Below are 23568 nucleotides of genomic sequence, written 5' to 3'. Positions count from 1 at the left end.
CCATTCATTAGTAGCTTTGTTCATTCCTATTGTTAGCGTTTAGACTTCCCGATTCAACGAGAATACTTTCATCTCATCACCAAGATCCGTCCATCCAATCTTTGCTTTCAGGGCATTGGCCAAATTACGGGCTGGTACATAAGTGACACCGTCAACAACCGTAACTGGGAATGCCCATTTGACGGTCTTACCGTTAACAACAGCAGAATCGCTGCCGTTTTTCAGTACAATCGTCGTATTTGTAGCTTCATCAAATACCTTGAGGCTTTTGGTTTTGCTGTCATAGGTAAGAACGCCGCCAAGCTGCTCCACAGTTGAGCGCAGCGGGAGAAGCGTAATGTTGCTTGCCGTCACAATAACCGGATTGTAATATTGATAATTATACCATGTGATCTCCTGTTTGTTCAGGTGCAACTTGTTTTTCAATAAGTCATAAACAATCGATTTATCGTCAAACTTTTTCAATATTTGATAGCCTTGTAGATCCATCAGCTTGTCAACAGACAGATCAGCCTTCGAGGCAACAGGTACTTCCGACTTCACATCGCCGTTCACATTCCATGACTCGCTCTCGAATTTTAACGAAAGTCCCTTGATTGGCATCATGCCAAATTCAGGCTCTGAGCTTGGTACATAGGAAATTTCATAGGCTTGTTTGCGAATATCAAGCTTGCTGTCTACAAACATGTCAGCCTTAATCGTAAGATCCTTGTTCAAAATTTCGTTGAGTGACTCTTGATCCTCTTCCTCAATCAGCTTGAGCTCACCCTGCAGCTCGGTAAGCAGCTCAGCAATACCGTCGCTTGCTTCCTTAATAAGCTCAGACGGGTCAGTTGTATCGAGTCCACCTGTATCGAACGGATTAACATCTCCCGCTGCATCCCAAATCTGCGGGTCGCTAGTCAATACTTCCATTACGCCTGCTACCATTTTGTCTAAACCTGCGCGGTCAGCAATTAGTGCGTCAACATATTTTTTGACCCATGCCCATATTTCAGTTCCGTCAAAATCAACATGCACCTTCATGAGAGAAGTTGCGACGCCGTTAATACTCTCGTTAACGGGCTTTACTTCAATTCGCTCTGGATTCGGCAAGTTATTTATTACATACGAACCAACCGTATCAAGCAGTTGATGGCCAAGCGCAGTTGCCGTTTCTTCATCTAGTCCAGGAACTTCCTCAGAAGCGACTTGTACAGGCAAACCCGTCAAACCGAGCAAGCCATCTGTTGTCAGATCAAGAGTAAATGGTTGCTTCGCGCCTTCAATTTCCATAACCGCAAGGGTATCGGACATTTTGAGAGAAAACTTAACACTAGCCGTATCTCCCAAGATTAAGCTTCCGTCGAACGAAGCATTTGAGTTATCCTGCATCTTCACATTGTTAAGCTGCAGCTTAATATTGGATACAAGCTTCATGATTGCAATGTCTTCTGCAGTGGCACCTTCATAAGCCGCATCATCAAGAAGAAGCTTAAACTCAGCCGATTGCTTGCTCTCGCTGGAAGTGACTTTTAATGAATTTTTTAGTACCGTATTGAAATCCACATTAGCAATAGCTTGGCAACCAGCTACAAAAACGAGTGTGAACGACAATAATAGTATGATAAGCTTGCTAGGTTTTGCAAAAAATTTCTTCATTTATTCGTCTCCTTTATAATAAATTAATTGTAGTCCATTTTTACTGGAAAACTCTATCTATTGTACAGGAGAGTCTATCTAATGTAAATGTATGGAAAGGTCTAGTTTTGTCGAAAATGCTAGAATGATAGGCTGTTCAATATTAATTTTTTGCTAGGTATGAATGAAAAAAAAGGGTGTTCCCTCGTGCGGCATCAACCACAGCAAGGAACAACCCTTATTACTCTACGATTATAGGAGATATTCGCTTATTTGCCGTCTTTCACTTCTTGAAGCAGGGACAAATCTAGAAATGTGCTAAGATCAAGCGTATCTACCGTAATATCCTTAATGTAGCCAGCTCCAATGGATACCTTCGCCATTTCTTCAATTGCCTCTGCGCTAACATCTGAAGTCAACCGCATATGCGACAATGCTGCTTTAATCAGCTCAATATCAAGACCTTTACCGCTCAGCTCGCTCAAACGCTTATTAATTAGCTCATAGGATTCATCCGGATTAGCTGTAATGAAATCAATCGCTTCTAGGTTAGCTTTGACAGCTGCTTTGGCTAAGTCCCTATGCTCGCTCAGAAACTTGTCGCTTGCTACGAGAATAACGAGCGGGTAATCACCATTGTTCGGAGGAATTTGATCCCAAGGCACAATTACCTTGCCGATTCCCTCTTGCTCGATTTGTGTACCCCATGGCTCTGGAATAAGTGTTGCATGTACTTCGTTCTGACGAAGCGCAACTAATGTGTCAGCCGGAGCACGAGCAACGATTTGTGCTCCTGATTTATCCGTAGTGATTTTCACGCCTTCTTGTTCAAGCAGCAGGCGCAGTGAAATTTCGTTCGTGCTGCCTTTGGTTGGTATAGCAATGGTCTTGCCTACCAAATCTTTAACCGTATTCACGCCAGAATCCTTGCCGGCTACAAGAACGGCTCCACCATTGTCGGCGCCGGAGATAACACGGAAATTACTGCTTTTTAGGAATTGGTTCGTTGAAGGTCCTGGCCCTACATACCCAAGATCAATTTGACCTGTTGCAATAGCTGTTGAGAAATCAGAACCGTTATCGAAGGCCTGTACCTCAATCGTTACGTGCTCGCCAAGCTGCTTCTGGAAAAACTCCTTCTCCAAAGCGATATATCCTGCAGCATGGGTTACGTTCTTGAATATGCCAAGCTTAACGGTTACTGGCTCTTGTTTGACGGGTGCATCCGTAGGCGCTTCTGTTGCTTCACCCGTGTTGTTAGCTGCTGGCGAAGGACTCTCGGCTGCCTTGTTGTTGCCCCCGCACGCACTCAATAATAATACAAATACAAGTGTTAGAATAATCCCGAACTGTTTTTTCACTTCGTTTTCCTACCCTTCTTCAAATACATAATAAATCTCTTTTTCTTTCTCCAACTAATACTATCGGAATTGTTAATTTTGTCAATATTTATTTTATTTTGATTGAGTTTCCAATCCATAGCGAATCAATAGCTTATCCTCCATCTTCTTAAAACAGAAGTGATCAGACAAGGTTCCGAGCACCGCTATGATGATGACCACATTAAGCATTAAGGCTGTATCACCAAGCCCCCTGCCGTCATTCAACAGCTGACCAAGTCCCGCTCCATTCGCAATCAGCTCACCTGCAACAAGGGCGCGCCAAGCAAACGCCCATGCCACGCGAATGCCGGTCATCAGATGCGGAAAGGCGCCTGGTATTAAGATTTGCGTAAACATCCGCCAGCCAGTGCCAGTCCCGAGCGTCTGCGCGGCTCTAATATAGATCGGCGATATATTTTTGATTCCCGTTCTCGTTGCAATGGCCATCGTCCACGTTGCGCCAAGTGCTGTTATGAAAATAACAGATTTATCATTAAAGCCGAACCAAATGATAGCAAAGGGCAGCCACGCGATGCTAGGCACGGTTTGCAGGGCAATCACAACAAAGCCAAGCGTATCGTCAATGACTTTGGAGCGTGCGAACATGAAGCCAAGCAGCAGTCCGATTGAAATCGAGATGGCAAATGCAATTAACAGTCTTCTAAGAGAATTTAAGATAGCTTCAAGCAATTGTCCGTGTGCAAAGCCGTTATAGAAAGATTCTACAGTCTGGAACAAGGAAGGAAACTTCCAATCCTCCCAGCCGATGATTCTATATGCCGCTTCCCATGCCACCAAAATGGCTATCAGAAACAGCGTTCTTCTTAAGACTGTAGGTGTCATCTCCCATTTCCTCCTTCACTACTTTCTCCAGCTCATCAGCCAGGCATTCCATAATCGATTTCTCCACATGGTGAAGCAGCGGATCCGCACTGTCGCGCGGCCTTGCAGCCTGAACGACAAACTCCTTTTTAATTTTCCCAGGGCGAGTAGACATGACTAGCACGCGATCAGACAGCATGACCGCTTCCCTTATATTATGGGTAATGAATAGAATCGTTTTTCCCGTGCGCAGCCAAATCTCCTCAAGCTCCTGATGCAGCACTAGCCTTGTCTGCTCATCTAATGCGGCAAAGGGCTCATCCATCAGCAATATTTGCGGATCCATCACTAGAGCACGAGCAATCGCAGCACGCTGCTTCATACCGCCCGACAGCTCGTGGGGGTATCGATCTGCGAACTTGCTCAAATGCACCGCTCTAATTTGCTCCAATGCAAGCGCCATCCGCTCTTTTTTCCCAATCCCCTTTTGTTTTAAGCCGAACGCCACGTTCTCCATCACTGTCAGCCATGGGAACAATCCATGCTCCTGAAAAACGACCACTCGATCTGGTCCAGGAGCTTTAATTTCCTCGCTATTTACCTTTATCGAACCCTCAGAGTTTCGATCAAATCCTGCAACTAAATTCAGCACCGTCGATTTCCCGCAACCAGAAGGACCTAGAAGCGAAACAAATTCTCCCTCTTGAATCGTTAGGCTTATGTTCTCCAAGGCGCGAAAGCTGCTGCCGTCCCGTTGATTGAAATCCTTACTGACCTTGTCAATAACAATCATAAAGCATCCCCCTATTTAACATTCAAGCTCCACGCTTCCAAACGACTTTATCCTAAAACGAATTTAATTCAAATAATATATAGTCCATTCTTATGGGAATGATATGAATTGTCAACATAAATGTACCGAATAATTGATAAAAGTGCTAATTTAAGTGCTATCATTCTGCTTAAAAACCTCCACAATAGGAATAAAGAGCTGCAGCATGGCAGCTCTTTATTTCGATGAGTTGTAATACAATCGAATTGCCAGCGCGCGATATTCAGAATTAAAGCTCAAACACCATTAAGTCCCTTCCCATCGTAATCCGGTTCGCATAGATGTCGCGCATCCCTTGCGTATATTCCGCCTCGGCTTCCTCAGTCTCAGCCGGTGCCGGAATATGATGTGTTAAGACTAGATGAGGAACTTCTGCTTGACGCGCGATCTCGGCCGCCTGCAGCGTCGTCGTATGATACTTTGCCGGATTGGATAAAGACTGCGCCTGTTCAGGAAACTGCTCAATCAATGCATCCAGCCACGCCTTGTTATAAGATTCATGAATAAGCAAATCAGCGCCACGGCTGTATTTAATCATATTGGCAACAGGAATGGTATCTCCCGAAATGACAACGGATTTGCCGTTATATTCGATTTTGTAAGCAAGTGCCGGATAAACAGGTCGATGATCAACCTCGAAAGCTGTAATTTTGATGCCGTCAGCATCATACACGATGCCTTCATTGCATTCGAAATAGTTAATATTGGCTCCTTGATCCGCCGACAAATTATAATTGACCCGCAGGTTCGCGTCGAAATCAAAGGACTCTCTCATTTTCCCAATAATATCTTTCGTCGTAGTCGGCCCATATACGTTCATAGGCACTGAGCGTCCCTCGAACACGCGATCTGGGATGACATGCGTTCGCCAGCTTGATATAAACACGTCGAAGAACCCTGAATTATGATCGCTGTGGTGATGTGTGAACAGCACATCCTCGATGCGCTGCGGCATCACACCTGCCTTAATTAACTGATCAACCGTTCCGCCCCCGCAATCGACCAAAAAAACCTTGCTGCCTGCCAGCACCGCGACGCCAGACTTGGCTCTTCCACTGAATGCCCGCGGTGTCCCTGTTCCAAGCAGAATAACCTTTAGATGCTCATGATAATCAGGTAAAACCTTTTCTTGTTTTTGAATCAACATAACGATAACCTCCAAAACTCTAATGAGTAGCAGCCGTGCGAATCAACTCTATATGTGATGTAAAAAACGGCTTGGTTCCATAATAATGATATTTTTCTTCTCGTATGTAATCAGCCCCTTGTCGCGCCACTTGTTCAACAGCTCCGTTACCGTTTGCCTGCTGCATCCGATGACATACGAAATTTCCTCATGGCTGAGCTGCAGCTGTACGCGAGCGACGTTCTCTTTTCTTTTCCCCATTTGAATGAGAAACCAGCCAAGCCGCCAAGCGACAGGACGGCTGATTAGCGTCTCCACCATGTTTTGTGTCTCCAGCAGTCTTCTTGCTGTTATCGTCGCTAACGAGTAAGAAAACGCGGGGTCCTGCTTAGCCAAAGCAAGGAATTGCCGAGATTCCACTGCAATAATCATGCTGTCTGTCAAGCATTTCGCATAACGTTTGCGCGAAAGACCAGCCAAGAGCTCCGCGTTGCCGAATACCTCACCGGTATAGCGTAGAAATAATGTGATCCCTTGTCCTTCTTGAGAGGATTGCGAAACTTTGATTAGCCCTGTATCTACATAATAGGCAGCGATGGAAGGATCATTCTCTTGAAATATAAACTCATGTTTTTTAAACGCTCTCTTCGTTCCATATTTCTCGAATGCTCTGAAGATCGTCTCATAATGATGATTCGATTCCGGGAAGCTATTCTGTCCATTGGTTTCATCCACTTCTCCCGTCACCTTACCCTTCAGCTTCCTCTTTATCCCGACTAATCTGATGTGTTATTAGAAGAATATCACAAAATACAGATCTAGAATGTCGGATAGCTGACAAATCCTTATTTCTTTCATGCTCTAGGCAAAAAAAAGGACATGCTCATCATCATGAGACATGCCCTTTCATTAAGCAAACAAGCGATTAAACAGCTTTCTTGTAAAATGGTTTCAGCACAAGCGTCAGCATCTTACGCAGCGGGCCTGGGAACGAACGTACATCCTCCGGCGTAATGACGCGGAGCGCTGCCAGCATGACGAGGTACAGTCCGCCTACGATTACAGACGTAACTCCTGCTGCGAAGAAATACGAAACCTTTTTCTCCCATACATCTGTTAAGCTCAGCACCCATTGCTCGGCGCCCCACCCTGCCAGAGCAGGCACGGCAATTGCCGCAAGATAAGCGAACCATTTGTTGCCTAGAATATTCAAATTGACTTCCTTGTTAATTGTCCTGACGTTCAGAAGCGTCACGACAATGAAGCAAATCGATGATCCGATAATAAGGCCATAAACCCCTAAGAATGGAGCAAGTGCTAAGCTTGATACGACCTTTAGACCAAGCCCGATAAATGTATGGTACATCGGCTGCTTCGGTTTATTGAGGCCGTAGAGAATCGAGTTGGATATCATCATCGTAATTTGGAAGATCGCTCCGGCCGTCAGCAGAGCAACGGCTTCGCTTCCGCTGGGCGTTTTGAACAATAAGCCTGTTACCGAATACGAAGCAACAGTCAGCAGCAAAGCGACAGGTACACCGGTAAAAAATACGATTCTCATCACAAGCGAGGATTGGCGCTGTACCTCTCCCATATTCTTCAAGGCATAAGCCGAAGAAATGACCGGAATAATTGAAGCGCCGAGCGCAATAGCCAGAATCGGCGGAATACCGGCAATACCCATCGCTTTATTCTGATATTCCGCAAGCACTTTAATAGCTGCATCGTGGCTATAGAACGCTGTTGTAAGTCTCATAAAAAACGACTGGTCGAAGAAATAGACAAACTGTACGGTCATAGCCGTTACAACAGCCGCGATCGAGGTTCTGAATATTTCCCGATAAATAGTACGGAACGGCAGCTTGGAGCTAGGCTTCGCTGCCATGTCTGCTGCGGTCGCCGCAGCTTCATTGCGGTCCTGCCTTTTGAGCTTTCTGGCAAACCACATCATGACTGAGAAGGCGCCGATGCTTCCGAGTACCGAACCAAACGCAACAGCCGCCGCGCCGAACTTATCACCCCAGCCTAAGCCGAGTACGATAATGGCTAGACCAATACCGCCGATGAGCCGCAATATTTGCTCCATAATTTGCGATACACCGCCGGCTGCCATAATTTGACGGCCTTGAAAATAGCCACGCATCATCGCAATAATCGGGAACAGCAGCAGCGCAGGCGCTATCGCTTGAAGCGATAAGGCCGAGTCTGGCACCCGCGTCAAGCGTTCATAGGCTGGCGCAAGTACGAATAAGGCCGTTGCAAGTGACAAGCCTGTCACAGCACCGAACATCAATGCCGCCTGATAGATCCGTTTCGCCTCGTCAGGCCGGCCAAGCGCATAGCGCTGTGAGATCATCTTACTGATCGCCAGCGGAATGCCTCCAGTCGCGATTGTAAGCAGCAACAAATAAATCGTATTCGCAGAGTTGAAGGCTGCCTGCCCAACTGATCCAAGCATATAGTCGAGCGGTATTCTCTGGAATAAGCCAAGAAACCGGACCACTATGGCAGCAGCCGCGAGTATAATAGTACCTTTTAATAATGAGTCTTTTTTCAGCATGATCGTCTTCCCGAGTCTCCCTATCCTTTATTGCCAATTGGCTCTAACGGCTGATGATTGCCGCGAACTGGAGCTGCTGCATGTGATGGAGCCGCCCAGCGTACGCCATTCTGAATGACCTGCAACACTTGCGAGTTGTAATAGGTTGGATACGTCTCATGTCCTGGACGGAAATAAAAGATTTTACCTTGTCCACGGTTGAACGTACAGCCACTGCGAAACACCTCACCACCCTCGAACCAGCTTACGAAAACAAGCTCATCCGGCGCAGGTATATCGAAGTGCTCACCATACATTTCCTCATGCTCAAGTGTGATATACTCCGGCAAGCCAGCTGCAATAGGATGAGCTGGATTAACGACCCAAAGCCGTTCCTTCTCTCCCGCTTCACGCCACTTCAGATCGCAGCTCGTGCCCATGAGTTTTTTGAATATTTTGGAGAAGTGACCGGAGTGGAGTACGATTAATCCCATGCCTTCCCATACGCGATGCTGAATGCGCTCCACGATCTGATCGTCTACCTGATCATGACCCATATGCCCCCACCAAATCAACACGTCTGTGTTTGCAAGACGCTCCGTCGTAAGTCCATGCTCCGGCTCCTCAAGCGTTGCAGTGGTAATTTCGAAGTCTCCATTCGCTATGCCACTAGCAAGCGCATGATGAATGCCATTCGGATAGACATTTCTTACTTCCTCATGAATCTTCTCATGCAAATACTCATTCCACACCGTTACTTTAATCATCGTCAGTTTCACCTTCTCTATTAGAATACGAGCCAAATGATGAACAAGACTATCATTACAAGCTGTAGAATGAATTTCACAACGACGCTGCTGAACAACCCGACAACAGAGCCAAGCCCAACCTTAAGCGATTTGTCTAGACTCGTTCCGATGATCATTTCACCGATAACAGCACCGGCAAATGGACCGATGATAAGGCCGAATGCAGGGATAACGAATGGTCCGAATATAAGGCCGATTGTGCTGCCGATTACCGAAGCCCTTGAGCCGCCGAACCGTTTGACGCCCCAAGCGCTGACGGCATAATCTGCAACGAACAGCACGACAACGATGATGGTTTGTATGAGCCAGAACCATACACCAAATTCGCTGAATGAGAAGAACAAGCCATAAACAAAAAAGGCACCGTATATAGCAAGTGCCCCTGGCAGGATTGGATAGATCGCTCCTGCCATCCCGACAACGAACAATAAAACAACTAATATCCAGCCTACAATTTCCATAGCCAGCTCATCCCTTCAGAACGTATCTCCTAATAACCTCTGCAACGCCATGCTCATTATTCGACAAAGTAATGAAATCCGCAGCCTCCTTAACCGTATCCTGAGCATTGCCCATGGCGACGCCAAGGCCAGCCTCACGGATTGCTGCAATATCATTCAAGCTGTCGCCAACCGCAATAACCTGCGACATCTCGATATTCAGAAGACCGCATAATTCCTGTAGAGCGCTCGCTTTCGACACCCCAAGCGGATTGAGCTCCAAGTTCCATGGTGAGGAATTCGTTATTTCAAGCGCTCCCCAGCTTTGTACCTCTGCTAAAATTTTCTCGCGGATACTGTCATCCTTCGTATAATAGCCGAATTTCAGCCAGTGATGGGCTGCATAATCATCAGCAGGAGCAATCCATTTCTCTTTGTTATAAATTTCATCGGCGGTATACGCCCAGAACCAAGGCTCGCCGTGCGACAGCGCAAGCTCGTGCAGCCTTTGTACATAAACATGGCTTAAATGCGTTCGTTTGTACAGCACATGAGGGCGATGCCAGATTTCACTGCCATTCACCGTAATCATCGGAGTCTCCAGCTTCAACTGCTCGGCGAAGGGCAATGCGCTTCTGAAACCGCGTCCCGTAGAGAAGCTGACGATAACGCCCGCATCCCGTGCTTTCTGAATCCATTCCGCATTCTCTGTACTTATTTCACTTTGTTCGTTAAGCAGCGTCCCATCCATATCGAGCGCTAACAATTTGTACTCTCCCACGTGATGTGCCTCCTCGTAAATGCCGTTTCTCTAAGTAACCCACTAGTAAATTATTTTAGCACATTTGCGGCAGATTCCAAACGATAGACATGTCGATTAAACATTCTATATAGAAAGAAACAACAACAAGCCTTCACGCGTACGTGAAAGCTTGTCACTTCCTATGATCGATCTTTCGGCTATTCCACCGATGTAGTTGTGCTTGCTTCAGCAGCAGGTGCTGCTTCTTGAGTCACAGAATCTTCCTTCATGAGCATCTCCTGACCTTTGACCTGCAGCATATCAAGTGCCTCGTCAATGCTCTGCTCATCCTTTTCCACCTTCTGGAACTCCAGCTGAGTCGCTGCGTTAAACTCGCTCCAGAAGCTCTGAGGCAGCTTGTCGAAATCTTTGAAGCTGTTGAACGTGCTTGGCTTTAAGTTGTAAAATGCAGCATAATTCCTTGTGTTTGTTTCGTCTGATATGTACTTCGTTCGAACAGACAAACCATTGTAGTTATTTGATTTCGATTTCACTCGCGCGTATTCTTCGCCTGTTATATACTGCAGGAACTCCCATGCCGTTTCCTTATTCGCAGACTCTGACGTAATGGCAAATAAGTTTTGAAAGGAAATCATATTAGATTGATCAGGATTCTGCTGTCCGACTGGAGCAGAAACGAGATCCCAATTTTGTACAACCTGATCCTTCACTGCTTCGTTTCGACTTGCCTCTTTAATCTGATTAATATAATTATTGTCTCCAATTGCCATGGCGAGGCGTCCCGATATGAAAGGGTCCCGCAGCAAATATTGTTCATACGTTTGGTTCATCGTCGCTTCTTGATTGTTCTTACCTTCGAAATATAGAGCATCCGAGCCGAGTGCGTCGAGCGCCGTCTGAGCCGCCTTTTTCCATGAATCGGTATTGATTGTCATTTCTTTTTTCGAAGCATTAACATAGTTAATACCTTCGGATGACGCGAACATACTCGCCACTTCGAACAGATCACCGCTATAACCCATTTTCAAACCATAGATCCGCTCCTTCGGGTCTCCCTCGGTCGAAAAACGGCGCGCCAACTGAATAACCTGATCCCAGCTCATCCGATCGGTCGGATATTCAACTTTGAATTGATCGAACAAATCCTTATTATAGAATAGTACTTGACTATAGAAATTAGGGGTTATGCCGAATAAACTGCCTCCTCCGATTTCTTTCAAATAATCCAACATCCCGGGAACAAGTCCTTCTGTATCATATTTGCTTTTCTCGATAACCGCATCCAGATTATAAAGCTTCCCATCCTGTGCTAATTTCTTGTACCTCTCCGTGTCGAGCATAACAACATCAGGCTGCTTCTCTTCAATAAACTTGTCGAATGCTGCCTCGTAATCGGTCTGCTCCCCTGTATAGAGCGATTGCGTAGATAAAACCTCTATCTCTACATTCGGATACAAAGCTGTAAAGACCATACCGAAATCTTGATAGAATGCATTCTCATCGTAATACATTACCTTTAAAGTAGCTGGCTTGTTCTTATCCAAACCTTCATTGCTTCCCCCGAAGCTGCATGCTGATAAAAGAAAGGTGAAAATAATAAACGGTATAATACATTTGAACCATTGCCTCATCTTGTCGCCTCTCCTTTTACTCCTAATTTGTTCCAAATATAGTACGTCAATTACTGGATAAAAGTTGCAATATAGGTAAATTAATTTTATCGATTATGAGAAAAACATAAAAAAATGCCCTGTACGCTGCGGAGATGCAGGATACAGGGCATTTCTATGGTTGCAGAAAATTGGCTATAAAACACCAACTCTATCGCATCTGGTTATTGAATAAAAGGTGAACTATGCGAGCTTCCTCAAGCGAATCTTCTTAATCACGATGCCATGAGATGGAGAGAATAGGAAAGCGATAACGAATAGTAATGCTGCAGCACATACCATACATCCTGCGATGGATGCATCAAGCACAACTGCAGCTCCATAGCCGATAAACGTACTTGCAACGCCTGCTGCAACACTCAGACCAATCATTACACCAAGTCGGTCCGTAAGCAAATAAGCCGTCGATGCAGGTATGATAAGCAGCCCTACAACGAGAATGGCTCCTACGCTTTCGAAAGAACTAACAGTCGCCATCGAGACGAGACCCATTAACAAGTAATGGAATAGCGCAACTGGTACGCCGATCGCTGCCGCGAGCGCAGGATCGAACGCGCACAACTTGAACTGCTTATAGAACAAGCCGATTACGGTCGTTATGATTAGCAAGGTAGTTCCGAGCAGCCATACCGCTTTAGGGCCCATATTTACGCCGCCGAGCTCCCAAATATTCCAATGCACATAGGCGATCTCACCATATAGAATAGCATCTTGGTCCAAATGCACCTGGCGGGCATACAAGCTGACCAGCACAACACCGATTGCAAACAATGCCGTGAACACGACGCCAATCGACGCATCTGATTGAATGCCGCTTTGCTGGAACATTTGAATAAGGAACGTAGTCAACAACCCGAATAGCAATGCGGCGAACATCATGAGCAAAGAATCACGTGAGCCGCTTAGCAGAAACGCAATGACAATACCCGGCATAACGGAATGACTAATCGCATCTCCGATCATCGCCATTTTGCGCAGTACGAGAAATACGCCAAGCACACCGCAGCAGCTCGCTACAAGGGCGCCGGTAAGCAGAATCCAAAAGTCACTCATAGTGCTGCCTCCTTTTTGACATTGCCCTCAAGAAGACGCTCATTGTCTTGATGGAAGCGCTGCTTCACCCGTTGTCGCAGCAATCGCTTCGCAACAAGGCCGCGCTGTGGTCCGAACAGAATAGAGATGCAGAATAAAAGGGTAGCCGCGAGCACCGTAACCGGCCCTGTCGGCAGGTTCGAGACGGATGCGCTGATCCACGTTCCGATTGCTCCACTTACCGCGCCGAATATGCCGGACAACACAACCATTAGTCCCAGTCGATCCGTCCAATATCTGGCCGAAACGGCTGGCGTGATGAGCAGTGCAGCGACGAGTACGACGCCAACCGCTTGAATGCCTGCTACGACGGCAACTACGATCAGCAGCATCAGCAATTGCTCTAAGAAAGCAACGGGATAGCCAAGACCTCTCGCAAAGCCTGGATCGAATGAAATGATTTTGAACTGCTTGAACAGCAGCGTACATATCGTAATGAGTGATACGCAGACGACTGTCATCGTAATCACATCCGACGCAATCATCGAAGCCGCCTGACCGAACAGAAATTTATCCAATCCTGCTTGATTGCCGTAATCGCCATGCTGAATCAGCGTTAGGAGCACAATCCCAAGTCCAAAAAATCCTGATAATACAATTCCCATCGCAGCATCCTGCTTGAGCTTGGAGTTGCGTGTTATATATCCAATACCGAAGGTCGCTACAACGCCAGCAATACCAGCTCCAATAAGAAAAAGTCCTATGGATTTGATCCCAGTTAACATAAAGGCGATGCAAATTCCCGGCAGTGCAGCATGAGCTAGCGTATCCCCCATTAAGCTCTGCTTCCTTAAATAAGAGAAGCACCCAATGACGCCGCTGCTCAACCCCAGCAGGGTACAGCCGAGAAAAATCCACTGCATATTAGGATCTGAAAGCATTGACCATATTTGCTCCATCATTACTCACCCACTCCGTCATGTCGCGATGGGGACTGCAGACTGCGGTCAAGAAAGGCAAGTCTGCCGCCGTAAGTACGCTGTAATTGCTCCTGTGTAAAAGTTTGCTCAGTTGGGCCGAACGCCTGAAGCTCTACATTGAGCAGCAGAACCGAGTCGAAGTAATCCTGTACCGTCGCTAGGTCATGATGCACGACGATAACCGTTTTTCCTTGCAGCTTCAGCTCTTGCAGCAGCGTAATAATGGCTTTCTCCGTTGCGGCATCCACGCCTGCGAACGGTTCATCCATGAAATAGAGCTTCGCATCCTGTGCAAGCGCGCGTGCCAGGAACACACGCTGCTGCTGGCCGCCTGACAGCTGGCTGATTTGCCTCTCCGCGTAATCGGCCATGCCAACCTTGCTTAGGCATTCCAGCGCCAGTGCCTTATCCTTCGCGCTTGGCCTGCGGAACCATCCAAGATGCCCATAACGTCCCATGAGCACAACATCCAGAGCATTCGTCGGGAAATCCCAATCCACCGATTCACGCTGCGGGACGTATCCGATCATTTTGCGCTGCTGCTTATAGGGCTTTCCATATACCAGTACTTCACCGCCAATGCTCGGTATGAGACCAAGCGCAGCTTTCATCAGTGTCGACTTGCCAGCACCGTTCGGACCAATAACTCCGATAAGCTCACCTTCATTTACTTCAAACGATACATTCCGAAGCACCGGTTTCTTCTGGTACGCAACGCTTAACCCTTTAATGCTAAGCGGCGCAATGGCTTTCGTCGCTGTACGTATTGCATTTGGAGACTGACTCATGTTCACCACTCTCTTTCCATCCTCATTTTATGCTATTTCAAGGCGGCTACGATCGTATCCACGTTATGCTTCACCATTCCAATATAAGTGCCTTCCACCGTACCTGCATCACCCATCGCATCGGAGAACAGCTCTCCGCCAATTTTCACCTCATGGCCCAATTGACGCGCTCCCTCGATCACCGACTCGATTGATTTCTTAGGTACGCTGGATTCGATAAATACTGCTTTAACTTTCTTCTCTACCAAATAATCGCGAAGCTTGCTGACATCCTTCGAGCCGTATTCAGACATCGTATTCATTCCTTGCAGACCCGTGACAGTTAACCCGTATGCTTCTCCGAAATAACCGAATGCATCATGTGCAGTAACAAGAATCCGACTTGCCTCCGGTATTGTCGCAATTTGCTCTTTCGCATAAGCATCCAGCTCCTCCAGTTGCTTGATATACGCCGCTGCATTGTCTTTGTAATAATCTGCATGGGAAGCATCCTTCTCAGCCAACGTATCGCGAATGACCTCCGTTGCCGATATCCACAGCTTCACATTGAACCAGATATGCGGATCATGCATGCCTGCACCTTGCCCAGGCGCTGAGTGCAGCTGTTCTTCCGTCAGGTTTTGCGATACAGCTACAGTCGGCTTGCGTTTCTCCAATGCTTCGAACATCTCAGCCATTTTACCTTCCAAGTGGAGACCGTTATAGAAAATAATATCCGCATCATCCAGCTTCTTCACATCGCCTTGAGAGGCCTTGTACAGATGGGGATCGATTCCTGCTCCCATCAAACCGCTTACCTCGGCGTAATCGCCGCCCACCTGCTGCGCAACATCAGCAATCATCCCTGTCGTTGCCGTAATCTTTAATTTCCCGTTTTCTCCATCGGCAGCATTTTGCCCGCATGCCGTAGTAGCAACAGCTGTTACCGTCAGAAATATGATCGTCATGATGAATCTACGAAGCGCTGAATTTGATTTATACATCTTCCCCATAAAAATTACCTCCTGAGTTGTCGTCATTTTTTTTATATGCGGCAAAGGTTGCCCTTATGAATATTAGTTTGCCTGATGCCTTTTTTTTAATAATACACAAAAATGTTTCTCTTGTGCAACATTTATTTTCAAATAGGCCTTGCACGCAAAAAAAGGCAGGCTAGAGGTTTTTCCCCAGCCCGCCTTTTTCATATACAAATCCTACTCATTCGTCTGATTGTCAGCCGCATTCGCATTAGCCAAATTGGTCTCAGCATCTCCGGCTGATGTGTCGTTCTCATTAGCAAGAACACCTGCTTCTGCCACAGACTCGACTGTTTTATTTTTAGGTACGCCGTACAGCCCAACTTCATCGTTGTAAGCGTCGAAAATTTTACGAGCGATTGGCGAAGCTCCGTATGATCCGAAGCCCCCGTCAGGCACGACAACAGCTACTGCAAGCTTCGGCTTATCAGCAGGAGCATAGGCGATAAATACCGCATTCTCAGCCGTACGTCCTTTAACCGATTGCTCCGACGTTCCGGTTTTACGGCGATACGAGTAATCAACGCCCTCGAAACCTCCCGAGCTTACCTTGGACATACCTGTCTCAATTTCATTCCAGTATTCGATTGGATAATCGACTTGATTCAGAATTTCAGGCTTATAGCCTTGAATAACATTTCCATCAGTGTCTTTAATTTCATTGACGAACTGGGGCTTCATCCGTTTGCCGTGATTGGCGAGCATGGCTGCATACTGCGCAAGCTGCAAAGTCGTATATCGGCCTTGCTGTCCGAATGAGGCCTGGATCAAAGCAGACTGCGGACTACCGCTCTCTGCCTCTTTGAAGTACTCAATAATACCTTTTGTTTCGTTAGGCAAACCGCTGCCTGTTAGAACACCAAGCCCAAATTGCTTCATGTAGCTGTCCCAGATCTCCACACTGCTCTTCCCATCAACCGTGCCGCGCATGTAGAGCCTGTTGCCTACCATCGAAGCCATGAACGGGTTGGAAGAATACTGGATCGCCTGAGCTCCGTCTATGCTGCCATATACATGACCCTGCGAGTTGCGAATATAGGTTTCATACCCTGTTTTACCATAGGAGAATATCCCTTTATCCAAATATACAGAATTTGTCTTGAACAACTTCTCATTCAAGCCGACAAGAACGGATAATGGCTTGAGCGTCGAACCTGGAGGCAGAATCGAAGAAGGATGCTCGTTAATTTCCTTCTCTGTATATTTGCCATACACGGTACGAATCGTTCCATTCGATAGCACATTCTGGAAGTTTTCGTAATCCTCAGGGCTTATCCGCCCCCCAGACCATATATTCGGATCATAATCCGGCATGCTTGCCATTGCTACAATTTTACCCGTATCTACTTCCATTGCGACCGCAAATCCGGTTTGGGCGTATTTCGCCCGCTCATATTTGTTCGTTGATGTCGATATCGTTTTCAATTGATCCATAATCGCTTGCTCTGTTTTCAATTGCACATTCTTATCGATGGTCAAATAAATATCGGACCCTTTTTGTGGATTCGTAATTTGCATGGGACCTATAATCCGCTCTGCATTATTAACTGGATACGTCTTCAAGCCGTTCTTCCCGCGAAGAACATCTTGGTACATGTACTCCAGCCCATCCATGCCGACATCCTCTTCTTCCAAATATTGAAGTGTCGCATCTTCCTCGGTCGTTTTCTCCTTATAGAAATCGACCGTTTCCCTGACGCCTTTATATTTCTTCAGATAACCGACCAGTTGCACGGCAATGGAGTCCGTGCTGTAATTCCGGACGCTTTCCTCCATAATATCGATTCCCTTAAATTCCGATCTATTCTCCATGAAGTAGGCTATCTCTTCATTGGTCAGTCCAGATTTGATCCGTCTCGGTGTCGATATATTATTTCTTCTGAAATCCAGATCCATCTGACGAATAATATCGTCAACGGTCATCTCCTTAGCCGGATCGCCGTATCTCGTAAACACATCAAACAGCTTAGCTGCCTCTTTCTTCGCGTTCTCTTTCGCATCCGTAAGCTTAAGCTCTGGCTGTACGCTGAAATATAAAGACTGCGTTGATGTTGAGTATGCAATCTCAGCGCCGTTAGCATCGTAGATATTGCCCCTAATTGGCGGGATCTTGACACTGCGGGTAGCTTTATTAATCCCCTCTGCGCTGAGCGTCGGCCCTTCCACGAACTGCAGAATAGCTAAACGAACGATCAATACGCTGAACAAAGCAAAGGTTACGAAAAAAAATAAGTTCAATCGAAACGAAAAATGGCGCCGGTTAACAATCTCCCGCTTCTGCGGATCATCCTGCACGTTGAATCACCTCATATCCCAAAAAATAATGTGTTTCGCTATTAAACTTCCCTATCCCTAATATGTGTTTCGTCGAAAGCAGGCGGATTAAACCAGTCTCCTGCGTTCGCCCAAGTCGCATCGAGCGGAATGAAGCTCTCATCCCCTTCTCCGATACGCACCTCATTCCAAGCATGTGGACCGAAGCCTCCAATTCCGTCAGCGCCCATACCTGTTACGACCCGCACCTCAAGTCCAACCGACCTTGCCATCACTGCGTACAAACGAGCTATATCTATACATACGCCTTTGCGCGTATCAAATGTTTCGGGAGGTGTTTGTTCCTTCCATATGCCTTTTTCCTCATAATTGCTTGCTTTCTCGTAGTCGTACACAATTCTTGTACCAAGCCAGTCATACAGGCTACGAGCTTTCTCCTCGTTTGTCTGCGCATCCTTCGTCACATACAGAGCTGCCTGCTCGATTTCCGTAGGAATAGCATAATCAATCATTTCATATTTCCGTTGCAAAATTTGCCTGAACTGCGCTTCTACCGCTTCGGTGAATACAGGGCCTTGACCAGCGAGAACATCGCCGGCAACCGGACTGAGCCATGCAGCAGCCTTATTGTAAATCGACGAATCAGATATTTGATTGACATACCAGCCGCTAGGCATAAGAGACACATAGACGAACAGCAACGCAACGAATACAAAAGAGCGGCCTGCTCCATGCACAGCGCCGAGTATAGCCCCAACTGCGCGGCTTGCCTGCTTCTTGCCCTGCGAGAAAAGTTCTTCTTCCTTGCTTCGGCTGCGAAGCATGCTATCTACAATACGCTCAGCCCAAGGCTCGAGGCAGGCTGCCAATGCACGCAGCAGCAAATAGCCGAGCAGAAACATAACGCCGTAGCGCAGCAGCGCAAAATCACGCAAGCTCGTTAGCAGCGTATACCAAGCCTGCTCGAAACCACTGAGCGCTTGTGTCGGAACCTTCACGGCCTCAGACAGCCAGCTTGCGAATAGAGGTGACCATTTATTCGTAAGCTGTGCTGACAGCACTAGGCAGGAAGCAATTACGATACCCTCCCAAACAAAAAAGAAGAGACGCTTCGCTGAACCAGATGCGCCTCTTCTCAATCCTTGCACTAGAGAGCCAAGCAACAGCAAAAACATAATAATGCCGATTGGCTCCAGCTCAGTAAACCATTGTTCCCAGCTCGCCATACGCATTAACCGTTCTGCTTCGCTTGATCAATGAGGGTCTGAATTGCAGAATCAAGCTTCCATTTGCCAAGCTCCGTTCCCCGAAAGGAGACAGCAACCTCGTTCTCGCCAGGTACGCCAGTTAGCTCCACGTTTTTGGTTTTCACCGTGAAAGTGCCATCTGCATTCGTAACGAAGGTTGCATCCTTTGCTTCACCTGCCATTGCTGACACAGCCTCTTGCTTCACTGTATCCGCAACCTTGGTGCCGATCTCCTTCAGGTCGTCCATGCTATAACCGCTGTATACGATAATACCGATTATAATGACTGCTGCAATCGCCCATCTGATAACGGTCTTCACGATGCGCACAATAATAAGCAGCACAATAAGCGCGATAATAAGCACAAGCCAATGCTCTTTGAAAAAAGCCGTCCATGTGTCCCAATCATAGGTCGAAAAATTCAAAAAATCCAAGTCGCGATCCCCTCCATTATACCTCGTACCAAACCTCATTACAAAATATTATAACCTACAGATTATAGGGCGTAAACGCTTGCTTCCATTTTCGGCAGACATATCCTGTCCAATAAATACGTACAAGTATATAAGTGTGTAATTGGCTAGGAGGGAACCCCTGTGAAAACTGCGGTTTGGCTTTACTTATTTTTGTTTGTCGCTTTCTTTGACCTTCATGCGCAGTATCCAATATTGACGCCATTTGCTATATCGCTCGGCGCGGCCCCCTCCTTCATTGGACTGATGATGGGCATGTACTCCATCACACATCTGCCTGGCAACTTAATAGCAGGTTTCGGGGTTGACCGTTACGGCAGCCGATTCTTTATCGTGTTCAGCTTAATGGCTGCCGGGATCGTGCTTCTCTTTCAGTCGCATGTAACGAACCCATGGCAGCTACTGATCCTGCGCTCCATAAGCGGATTTGTGCTCGCCTTCTTATCACCAGCCTGCCTCTCCTTGCTCGCCAAGATGACGACGGACCGTGCCGAGCAAGGCAAGCTGATGGCTGGCAACGGACTTGTTCATACACTGGCATCGGTTGTGTCCCCTGCCGCAGGTGCTTATTTGGTCGCAAAAATCGGCTTCACAACAGCATTCGCATTGCTGGGCTGGATTCTTATCCTTACCTCGGTCTGTGCTGTCTTCTTCATCCGTGATGTTCGTGCAAGCAGCGTAAAGTCCGCACAATCCACTCCCGTTTCACAAGAGAGCAGCAAACCAAAGCTCCCGCTCGAGAAACCGATTGCTATTCCATGGCTCGTTTACCTGCTTCCGGTTGCACTAAGCTGCGCCCAAGGCATTCTATCGTTCGAACTGCCTTTGCTCGCTAAGACGAAAGAAGCAATGATGACGACCGGATTGCTCTTTTCTGTCGTTAGTATCGGGGCACTTGTTACGCTCAGCATGCTTTTCCTTAACAGAGTGTCTGCTTATAAGCGTACATTATGGGGCTCCTTATTTCTGGCTATTGTCTATTTCGGCATTGCTTCTGCGATTCCGGCACCACTTACGCTTATGCTGCTTCTGGTGGGCATGGCCAAAGGCGTCATCCTGCCTGCACTATCCACATTGTTGATTGAACTAAGCGGCGGTGCGCGTTATGGAAGAACCTTCTCTGTACTATCCATCGCATTCTCTATCGGTGCCTTTATTGGACCTATGGCCGCTGGACAAGTAAGGGATCATCTCTCTCCTTACTACATCGCATTTCTCGCATTGATGATTGCAGTCACACTATTGCCGCTGCATCATTCACGTACAATACCCTCGCGCACCCATTTTTCATAGGCATGGGTGAATGCACAGGGCTATTTCCACCCCGCCACATAGTATAGATTATGGCAAATGACCAGCCAGTACACAGCTGATGCAGGCTGATGGCTATCATCGCTTTCAAGTAAAAGAAACGGGGTGACTGCATATATGTCTGGAAATGTAGGCGGATTGAATCAAGGTTGTGGACACCATGGCCACTCGAATATCGGTATCATTCTTGTACTGTTTATTCTGCTCGTGATTATCGCATGTACTTGCATGTATTAATTTTGTAAGTTGAAACGGCTGTCGCCATCGACTGGCGGCGCAGCGCGTTTCATTCCGAGAAATATAGAGAAACTGTCCCGAAACCATATACTTTCCTAGATTGCAACAAAGCCTGCTTCCAGCAGGCTCTTTTCCTTTTTAAAAGGCTATCGGTAATTTCGCTGTATGGTGGTAAACTAAGCATATCGCTCCATCATCATTCGAACTTACTTTGCCGAGGTGATTACATATGCAAACAGCCATTATTGTAGAAGGCAAAAACGATAAAGCAAGATTAAAGCGAGTTCTTGACGATCATGTACACATCTACTGCACCTTCGGAACGCCTGGATCCGATCAGCTTGATAAGCTTCGAAAGCAGGTAGGCCATGATCTTGTCTTTATATTCACGGACAACGATTCGTCCGGCAAGCGGATTCGCTTCCTGCTGCGCGACGTATTCCCCGACGCCGAGCACATCTATACACGCAAAGGCTATTCTGGCGTCGAGCATACCCCTATCGAATATTTAATTGAACAACTAGAAAAAGCGGGTCTCGATGCGCATATTAACTATGCTGCACTGAGTCCCGCTTCCGATTGGAGCAAAGATGAATTCTAGAGAATCTTGTTCAGTTCATTGACGATATCCTTAGCTGTCAAATCTTCCGAGCTGCCATTCATCCATTTGCGTATTTGTCCGTCCTTATCGACGATGGTTATAACATTCATATGCGTATAAGAGCCATCTTTCTCTTTGATGACGGCGACGCCGAAATCTTTCGCGAGTTGAAGCGTAGTGGCCTCTTGATCTCCGCGAAGAAAATGCCAGCTGTTCGTATCCGCGAAATGTCGGCCGGCGAAATCACGAATCACATCAGGCGTATCACGCTCCGGATCGAACGTAATCGAGATCATATCCGCGCTCTTGCCGAGCTTTCCTTCCGCTTCCAATTGGTCCTGAACCTGCGAGAGCAGGAAGGTTGTCGGCGGACATACATCCGGGCAATTAGCGAAGTAGAAATACACGATTCGCGCCTTGCCATTCGTTGATTCTAATGACACTGGCTTGCCGTCGATATCGTTCATCTCGAAGGCTGGTGCTGCCTGAAGAACTGGCAGCGTCTCCTTAGGCTTCATACCGTACGTTATAAACAAATAAATACCCATGGCCGCGCATAGCGCAAGTACCGCTATTTTAAAGCTATGCTTCTTCATAAATTCCACAATAGTCACTCCCTGCAGTAATAATTATGACCCTGTCGTATTCAGAATCATAACGATGAATATAACCATTAAATAATTGACAGAGATAAGAAAATTTGTTTTTGCCCATTTCTCTGTATCCTTCGCACCCGTTCCCCGTAGAGTGTGAATGAGCCAAAACAAGCCGCCGAGTACCGAGATAATCAAGAAATAAATACCTACATAGCCATACGTATAGAAGAGTATCACTGTAGGAATTAGCAGTAATATGTACGGAATCATTTGCAGCTTTGTCCGCTTAATCCCTTTGACTACCGGCAATAGCGGGAATCCCGCTTCACGATATTCCTCCACTCTGCGAATCGCGAGCGACCAGAAATGGGCGGGCTGCCATAGAAACAATAGTGCGAATAAAATCCACGCTCCTGCATCAACCTCATTCGTAACGGCACAATAGCCGATTACTGGCGGCATTGCACCTGAAATTCCGCCAACCGACGTGCTCCAAGTGGACGTCCTCTTCAGCCACATCGTGTAGATCACGATGTAAACGAACCATCCCAGTATGCCGAGCCAGCCTGACAGAGGATTTACAAGCAAGAACAATATAGCAAGCCCGGCTATGCCAAGCAAAATACCGTAGCTTAGTACCATGCCCGGCTTCAAGCGGCCAGTAGGAAGCGCACGATTTTTGGTACGCTCCATTTTCAAATCAAGCTCACGATCCCAATAATTGTTGATGACCGTGGCTGACGCAATCGTCAATGTCGATCCGATAAGCGCCCATATAAGCAATAGGAAATCAATATCCCATTTGGAAGCAACCAAGAAGCCACCCAGCGCAGCAAACACATTAAGTTGAAGTAGCCGCGGTTTTGTTAATGCAATCAAGTCTTTCAGCACGAAGCGAGCCTCCCGAGTTATGCGACAAGACGCCGAAGGCGTCTATCATTCATTGATGAACCGTTTCTAATCATACCGAAAAAAATGTATCGTGACAATGTTCGACGGGTTTGTTCATC

At 46.8% G+C, this 23568-nt stretch carries 22 protein-coding genes; 2 read left to right on the top strand and 20 right to left on the bottom strand.

From position 1 onward, the window contains the following. Positions 1-39 precede the first annotated feature (39 nt). From FGT79_RS20765 to FGT79_RS20680, 18 genes are all read right to left on the bottom strand, one after another. A complete protein-coding gene (locus FGT79_RS20765; protein WP_138754750.1) occupies positions 40-1641 on the bottom strand; it encodes a copper amine oxidase N-terminal domain-containing protein in 1602 nt (533 codons plus the stop codon). Between the two features lie 248 nt (positions 1642-1889). Then, positions 1890-2981 (bottom strand): ABC transporter substrate-binding protein, encoded by a 1092-nt coding sequence (locus FGT79_RS20760; RefSeq protein ID WP_246096527.1) that lies wholly within the window; start codon positions 2979-2981, stop codon positions 1890-1892. Positions 2982-3074: 93 nt separating this feature from the next. Beyond that, positions 3075-3845 carry an ABC transporter permease gene (locus tag FGT79_RS20755; protein ID WP_246096526.1) on the bottom strand — a complete coding sequence of 257 codons (771 nt, stop codon included), beginning with the start codon at positions 3843-3845 and terminating at the stop codon, positions 3075-3077. Continuing rightward, on the bottom strand, positions 3775-4617 hold the full coding sequence (locus tag FGT79_RS20750; protein ID WP_138754749.1) for an ABC transporter ATP-binding protein: 843 nt from the start codon (positions 4615-4617) through the stop codon (positions 3775-3777). The genes FGT79_RS20755 and FGT79_RS20750 overlap by 71 nt, the downstream gene beginning before the upstream one ends. A gap of 268 nt (positions 4618-4885) precedes the next feature. After that, on the bottom strand, positions 4886-5803 hold the full coding sequence (locus FGT79_RS20745; RefSeq protein ID WP_138754748.1) for an MBL fold metallo-hydrolase: 918 nt from the start codon (positions 5801-5803) through the stop codon (positions 4886-4888). Between the two features lie 48 nt (positions 5804-5851). Further along, positions 5852-6517 (bottom strand): Crp/Fnr family transcriptional regulator, encoded by a 666-nt coding sequence (locus tag FGT79_RS20740; RefSeq protein WP_138754747.1) that lies wholly within the window; start codon positions 6515-6517, stop codon positions 5852-5854. A gap of 190 nt (positions 6518-6707) precedes the next feature. Further along, a complete protein-coding gene (locus FGT79_RS20735; RefSeq protein WP_138754746.1) occupies positions 6708-8342 on the bottom strand; it encodes a putative polysaccharide biosynthesis protein in 1635 nt (544 codons plus the stop codon). A gap of 20 nt (positions 8343-8362) precedes the next feature. Next, the gene (locus tag FGT79_RS20730; RefSeq protein WP_138754745.1) at positions 8363-9088 is read right to left on the bottom strand and encodes a ThuA domain-containing protein; all 726 of its coding nucleotides are present in this window, start codon (positions 9086-9088) and stop codon (positions 8363-8365) included. A 20-nt stretch (positions 9089-9108) separates the two neighbouring features. Next, positions 9109-9591 carry a DUF456 domain-containing protein gene (locus FGT79_RS20725; RefSeq protein WP_138754744.1) on the bottom strand — a complete coding sequence of 161 codons (483 nt, stop codon included), beginning with the start codon at positions 9589-9591 and terminating at the stop codon, positions 9109-9111. Positions 9592-9598: 7 nt separating this feature from the next. Then, positions 9599-10351 (bottom strand): Cof-type HAD-IIB family hydrolase, encoded by a 753-nt coding sequence (locus tag FGT79_RS20720; protein ID WP_138754743.1) that lies wholly within the window; start codon positions 10349-10351, stop codon positions 9599-9601. 179 nt (positions 10352-10530) lie between these two features. Then, on the bottom strand, positions 10531-11964 hold the full coding sequence (locus tag FGT79_RS20715) for an ABC transporter substrate-binding protein (RefSeq protein WP_138754742.1): 1434 nt from the start codon (positions 11962-11964) through the stop codon (positions 10531-10533). A 222-nt stretch (positions 11965-12186) separates the two neighbouring features. Beyond that, on the bottom strand, positions 12187-13056 hold the full coding sequence (locus tag FGT79_RS20710; RefSeq protein WP_138754741.1) for a metal ABC transporter permease: 870 nt from the start codon (positions 13054-13056) through the stop codon (positions 12187-12189). Then, positions 13053-13994 (bottom strand): metal ABC transporter permease, encoded by a 942-nt coding sequence (locus tag FGT79_RS20705; RefSeq protein ID WP_171056360.1) that lies wholly within the window; start codon positions 13992-13994, stop codon positions 13053-13055. Before FGT79_RS20705 ends, FGT79_RS20710 begins: the two co-directional genes overlap by 4 nt. A 2-nt stretch (positions 13995-13996) precedes the next feature. After that, the gene (locus FGT79_RS20700) at positions 13997-14803 is read right to left on the bottom strand and encodes a metal ABC transporter ATP-binding protein (protein WP_138754739.1); all 807 of its coding nucleotides are present in this window, start codon (positions 14801-14803) and stop codon (positions 13997-13999) included. A gap of 32 nt (positions 14804-14835) precedes the next feature. Next, a complete protein-coding gene (locus FGT79_RS20695; protein WP_138754738.1) occupies positions 14836-15795 on the bottom strand; it encodes a metal ABC transporter solute-binding protein, Zn/Mn family in 960 nt (319 codons plus the stop codon). 201 nt (positions 15796-15996) lie between these two features. Further along, positions 15997-18114 carry a peptidoglycan D,D-transpeptidase FtsI family protein gene (locus FGT79_RS20690; protein ID WP_138754737.1) on the bottom strand — a complete coding sequence of 706 codons (2118 nt, stop codon included), beginning with the start codon at positions 18112-18114 and terminating at the stop codon, positions 15997-15999. A 41-nt stretch (positions 18115-18155) separates the two neighbouring features. Beyond that, positions 18156-19325 (bottom strand): transglutaminase domain-containing protein, encoded by a 1170-nt coding sequence (locus tag FGT79_RS20685; RefSeq protein WP_342778512.1) that lies wholly within the window; start codon positions 19323-19325, stop codon positions 18156-18158. Next, positions 19325-19774, bottom strand: a complete 450-nt coding sequence (locus FGT79_RS20680; RefSeq protein ID WP_138754736.1) for a hypothetical protein — start codon at positions 19772-19774, stop codon at positions 19325-19327. Before FGT79_RS20680 ends, FGT79_RS20685 begins: the two co-directional genes overlap by 1 nt. A gap of 162 nt (positions 19775-19936) precedes the next feature. Here FGT79_RS20680 and FGT79_RS20675 point away from each other — a divergent pair, with 162 nt between their 5' ends. Beyond that, positions 19937-21106, top strand: coding sequence for an MFS transporter (locus FGT79_RS20675; protein ID WP_138754735.1), 1170 nt, complete (start codon positions 19937-19939; stop codon positions 21104-21106). A gap of 484 nt (positions 21107-21590) precedes the next feature. After that, positions 21591-21962: a toprim domain-containing protein gene (locus FGT79_RS20670; protein ID WP_138754734.1), complete on the top strand. Its 372-nt coding sequence runs from the start codon at positions 21591-21593 to the stop codon at positions 21960-21962. On the opposite strand, the gene FGT79_RS20665 is transcribed toward FGT79_RS20670, so the two are convergent. Together FGT79_RS20665 and cyoE are read right to left on the bottom strand one after the other, a co-directional pair. Next, on the bottom strand, positions 21959-22558 hold the full coding sequence (locus tag FGT79_RS20665) for an SCO family protein (protein ID WP_246096537.1): 600 nt from the start codon (positions 22556-22558) through the stop codon (positions 21959-21961). The two genes, FGT79_RS20670 and FGT79_RS20665, sit on opposite strands and share 4 nt — an antisense overlap. 33 nt (positions 22559-22591) lie before the next feature. Continuing rightward, positions 22592-23470 (bottom strand): heme o synthase, encoded by an 879-nt coding sequence (gene cyoE / locus FGT79_RS20660; protein ID WP_138754732.1) that lies wholly within the window; start codon positions 23468-23470, stop codon positions 22592-22594. Positions 23471-23568: the final 98 nt, after the last annotated feature.

The organism is Paenibacillus sinopodophylli (assembly GCF_005930355.1).
In the GTDB taxonomy this organism is placed as follows: Bacteria; Bacillota; Bacilli; order Paenibacillales; family Paenibacillaceae; genus Pristimantibacillus; species Pristimantibacillus sinopodophylli.
This window is presented reverse-complemented; position numbering and strand designations above follow the sequence as displayed.

Excerpts from the sequence above, each read along its gene's own strand:
- FGT79_RS20710 (WP_138754741.1), bottom strand. The coding sequence starts at position 13,056 with ATGAGTGACTTTTGGATTCTGCTTACCGGCGCCCTTGTAGCGAGCTGC.
- FGT79_RS20700 (WP_138754739.1), bottom strand. The coding sequence starts at position 14,803 with ATGAGTCAGTCTCCAAATGCAATACGTACAGCGACGAAAGCCATTGCG.
- FGT79_RS20685 (WP_342778512.1), bottom strand. The coding sequence starts at position 19,325 with ATGCGTATGGCGAGCTGGGAACAATGGTTTACTGAGCTGGAGCCAATC.
- FGT79_RS20750 (WP_138754749.1), bottom strand. The coding sequence starts at position 4,617 with ATGATTGTTATTGACAAGGTCAGTAAGGATTTCAATCAACGGGACGGC.
- FGT79_RS20730 (WP_138754745.1), bottom strand. The coding sequence starts at position 9,088 with ATGATTAAAGTAACGGTGTGGAATGAGTATTTGCATGAGAAGATTCAT.
- FGT79_RS20715 (WP_138754742.1), bottom strand. The coding sequence starts at position 11,964 with ATGAGGCAATGGTTCAAATGTATTATACCGTTTATTATTTTCACCTTT.
- FGT79_RS20765 (WP_138754750.1), bottom strand. The coding sequence starts at position 1,641 with ATGAAGAAATTTTTTGCAAAACCTAGCAAGCTTATCATACTATTATTG.
- FGT79_RS20665 (WP_246096537.1), bottom strand. The coding sequence starts at position 22,558 with ATGAAGAAGCATAGCTTTAAAATAGCGGTACTTGCGCTATGCGCGGCC.
- FGT79_RS20745 (WP_138754748.1), bottom strand. The coding sequence starts at position 5,803 with ATGTTGATTCAAAAACAAGAAAAGGTTTTACCTGATTATCATGAGCAT.
- FGT79_RS20735 (WP_138754746.1), bottom strand. The coding sequence starts at position 8,342 with ATGCTGAAAAAAGACTCATTATTAAAAGGTACTATTATACTCGCGGCT.
- FGT79_RS20725 (WP_138754744.1), bottom strand. The coding sequence starts at position 9,591 with ATGGAAATTGTAGGCTGGATATTAGTTGTTTTATTGTTCGTTGTCGGG.
- FGT79_RS20695 (WP_138754738.1), bottom strand. The coding sequence starts at position 15,795 with ATGGGGAAGATGTATAAATCAAATTCAGCGCTTCGTAGATTCATCATG.
- FGT79_RS20705 (WP_171056360.1), bottom strand. The coding sequence starts at position 13,994 with ATGGAGCAAATATGGTCAATGCTTTCAGATCCTAATATGCAGTGGATT.
- FGT79_RS20670 (WP_138754734.1), top strand. The coding sequence starts at position 21,591 with ATGCAAACAGCCATTATTGTAGAAGGCAAAAACGATAAAGCAAGATTA.
- FGT79_RS20755 (WP_246096526.1), bottom strand. The coding sequence starts at position 3,845 with ATGACACCTACAGTCTTAAGAAGAACGCTGTTTCTGATAGCCATTTTG.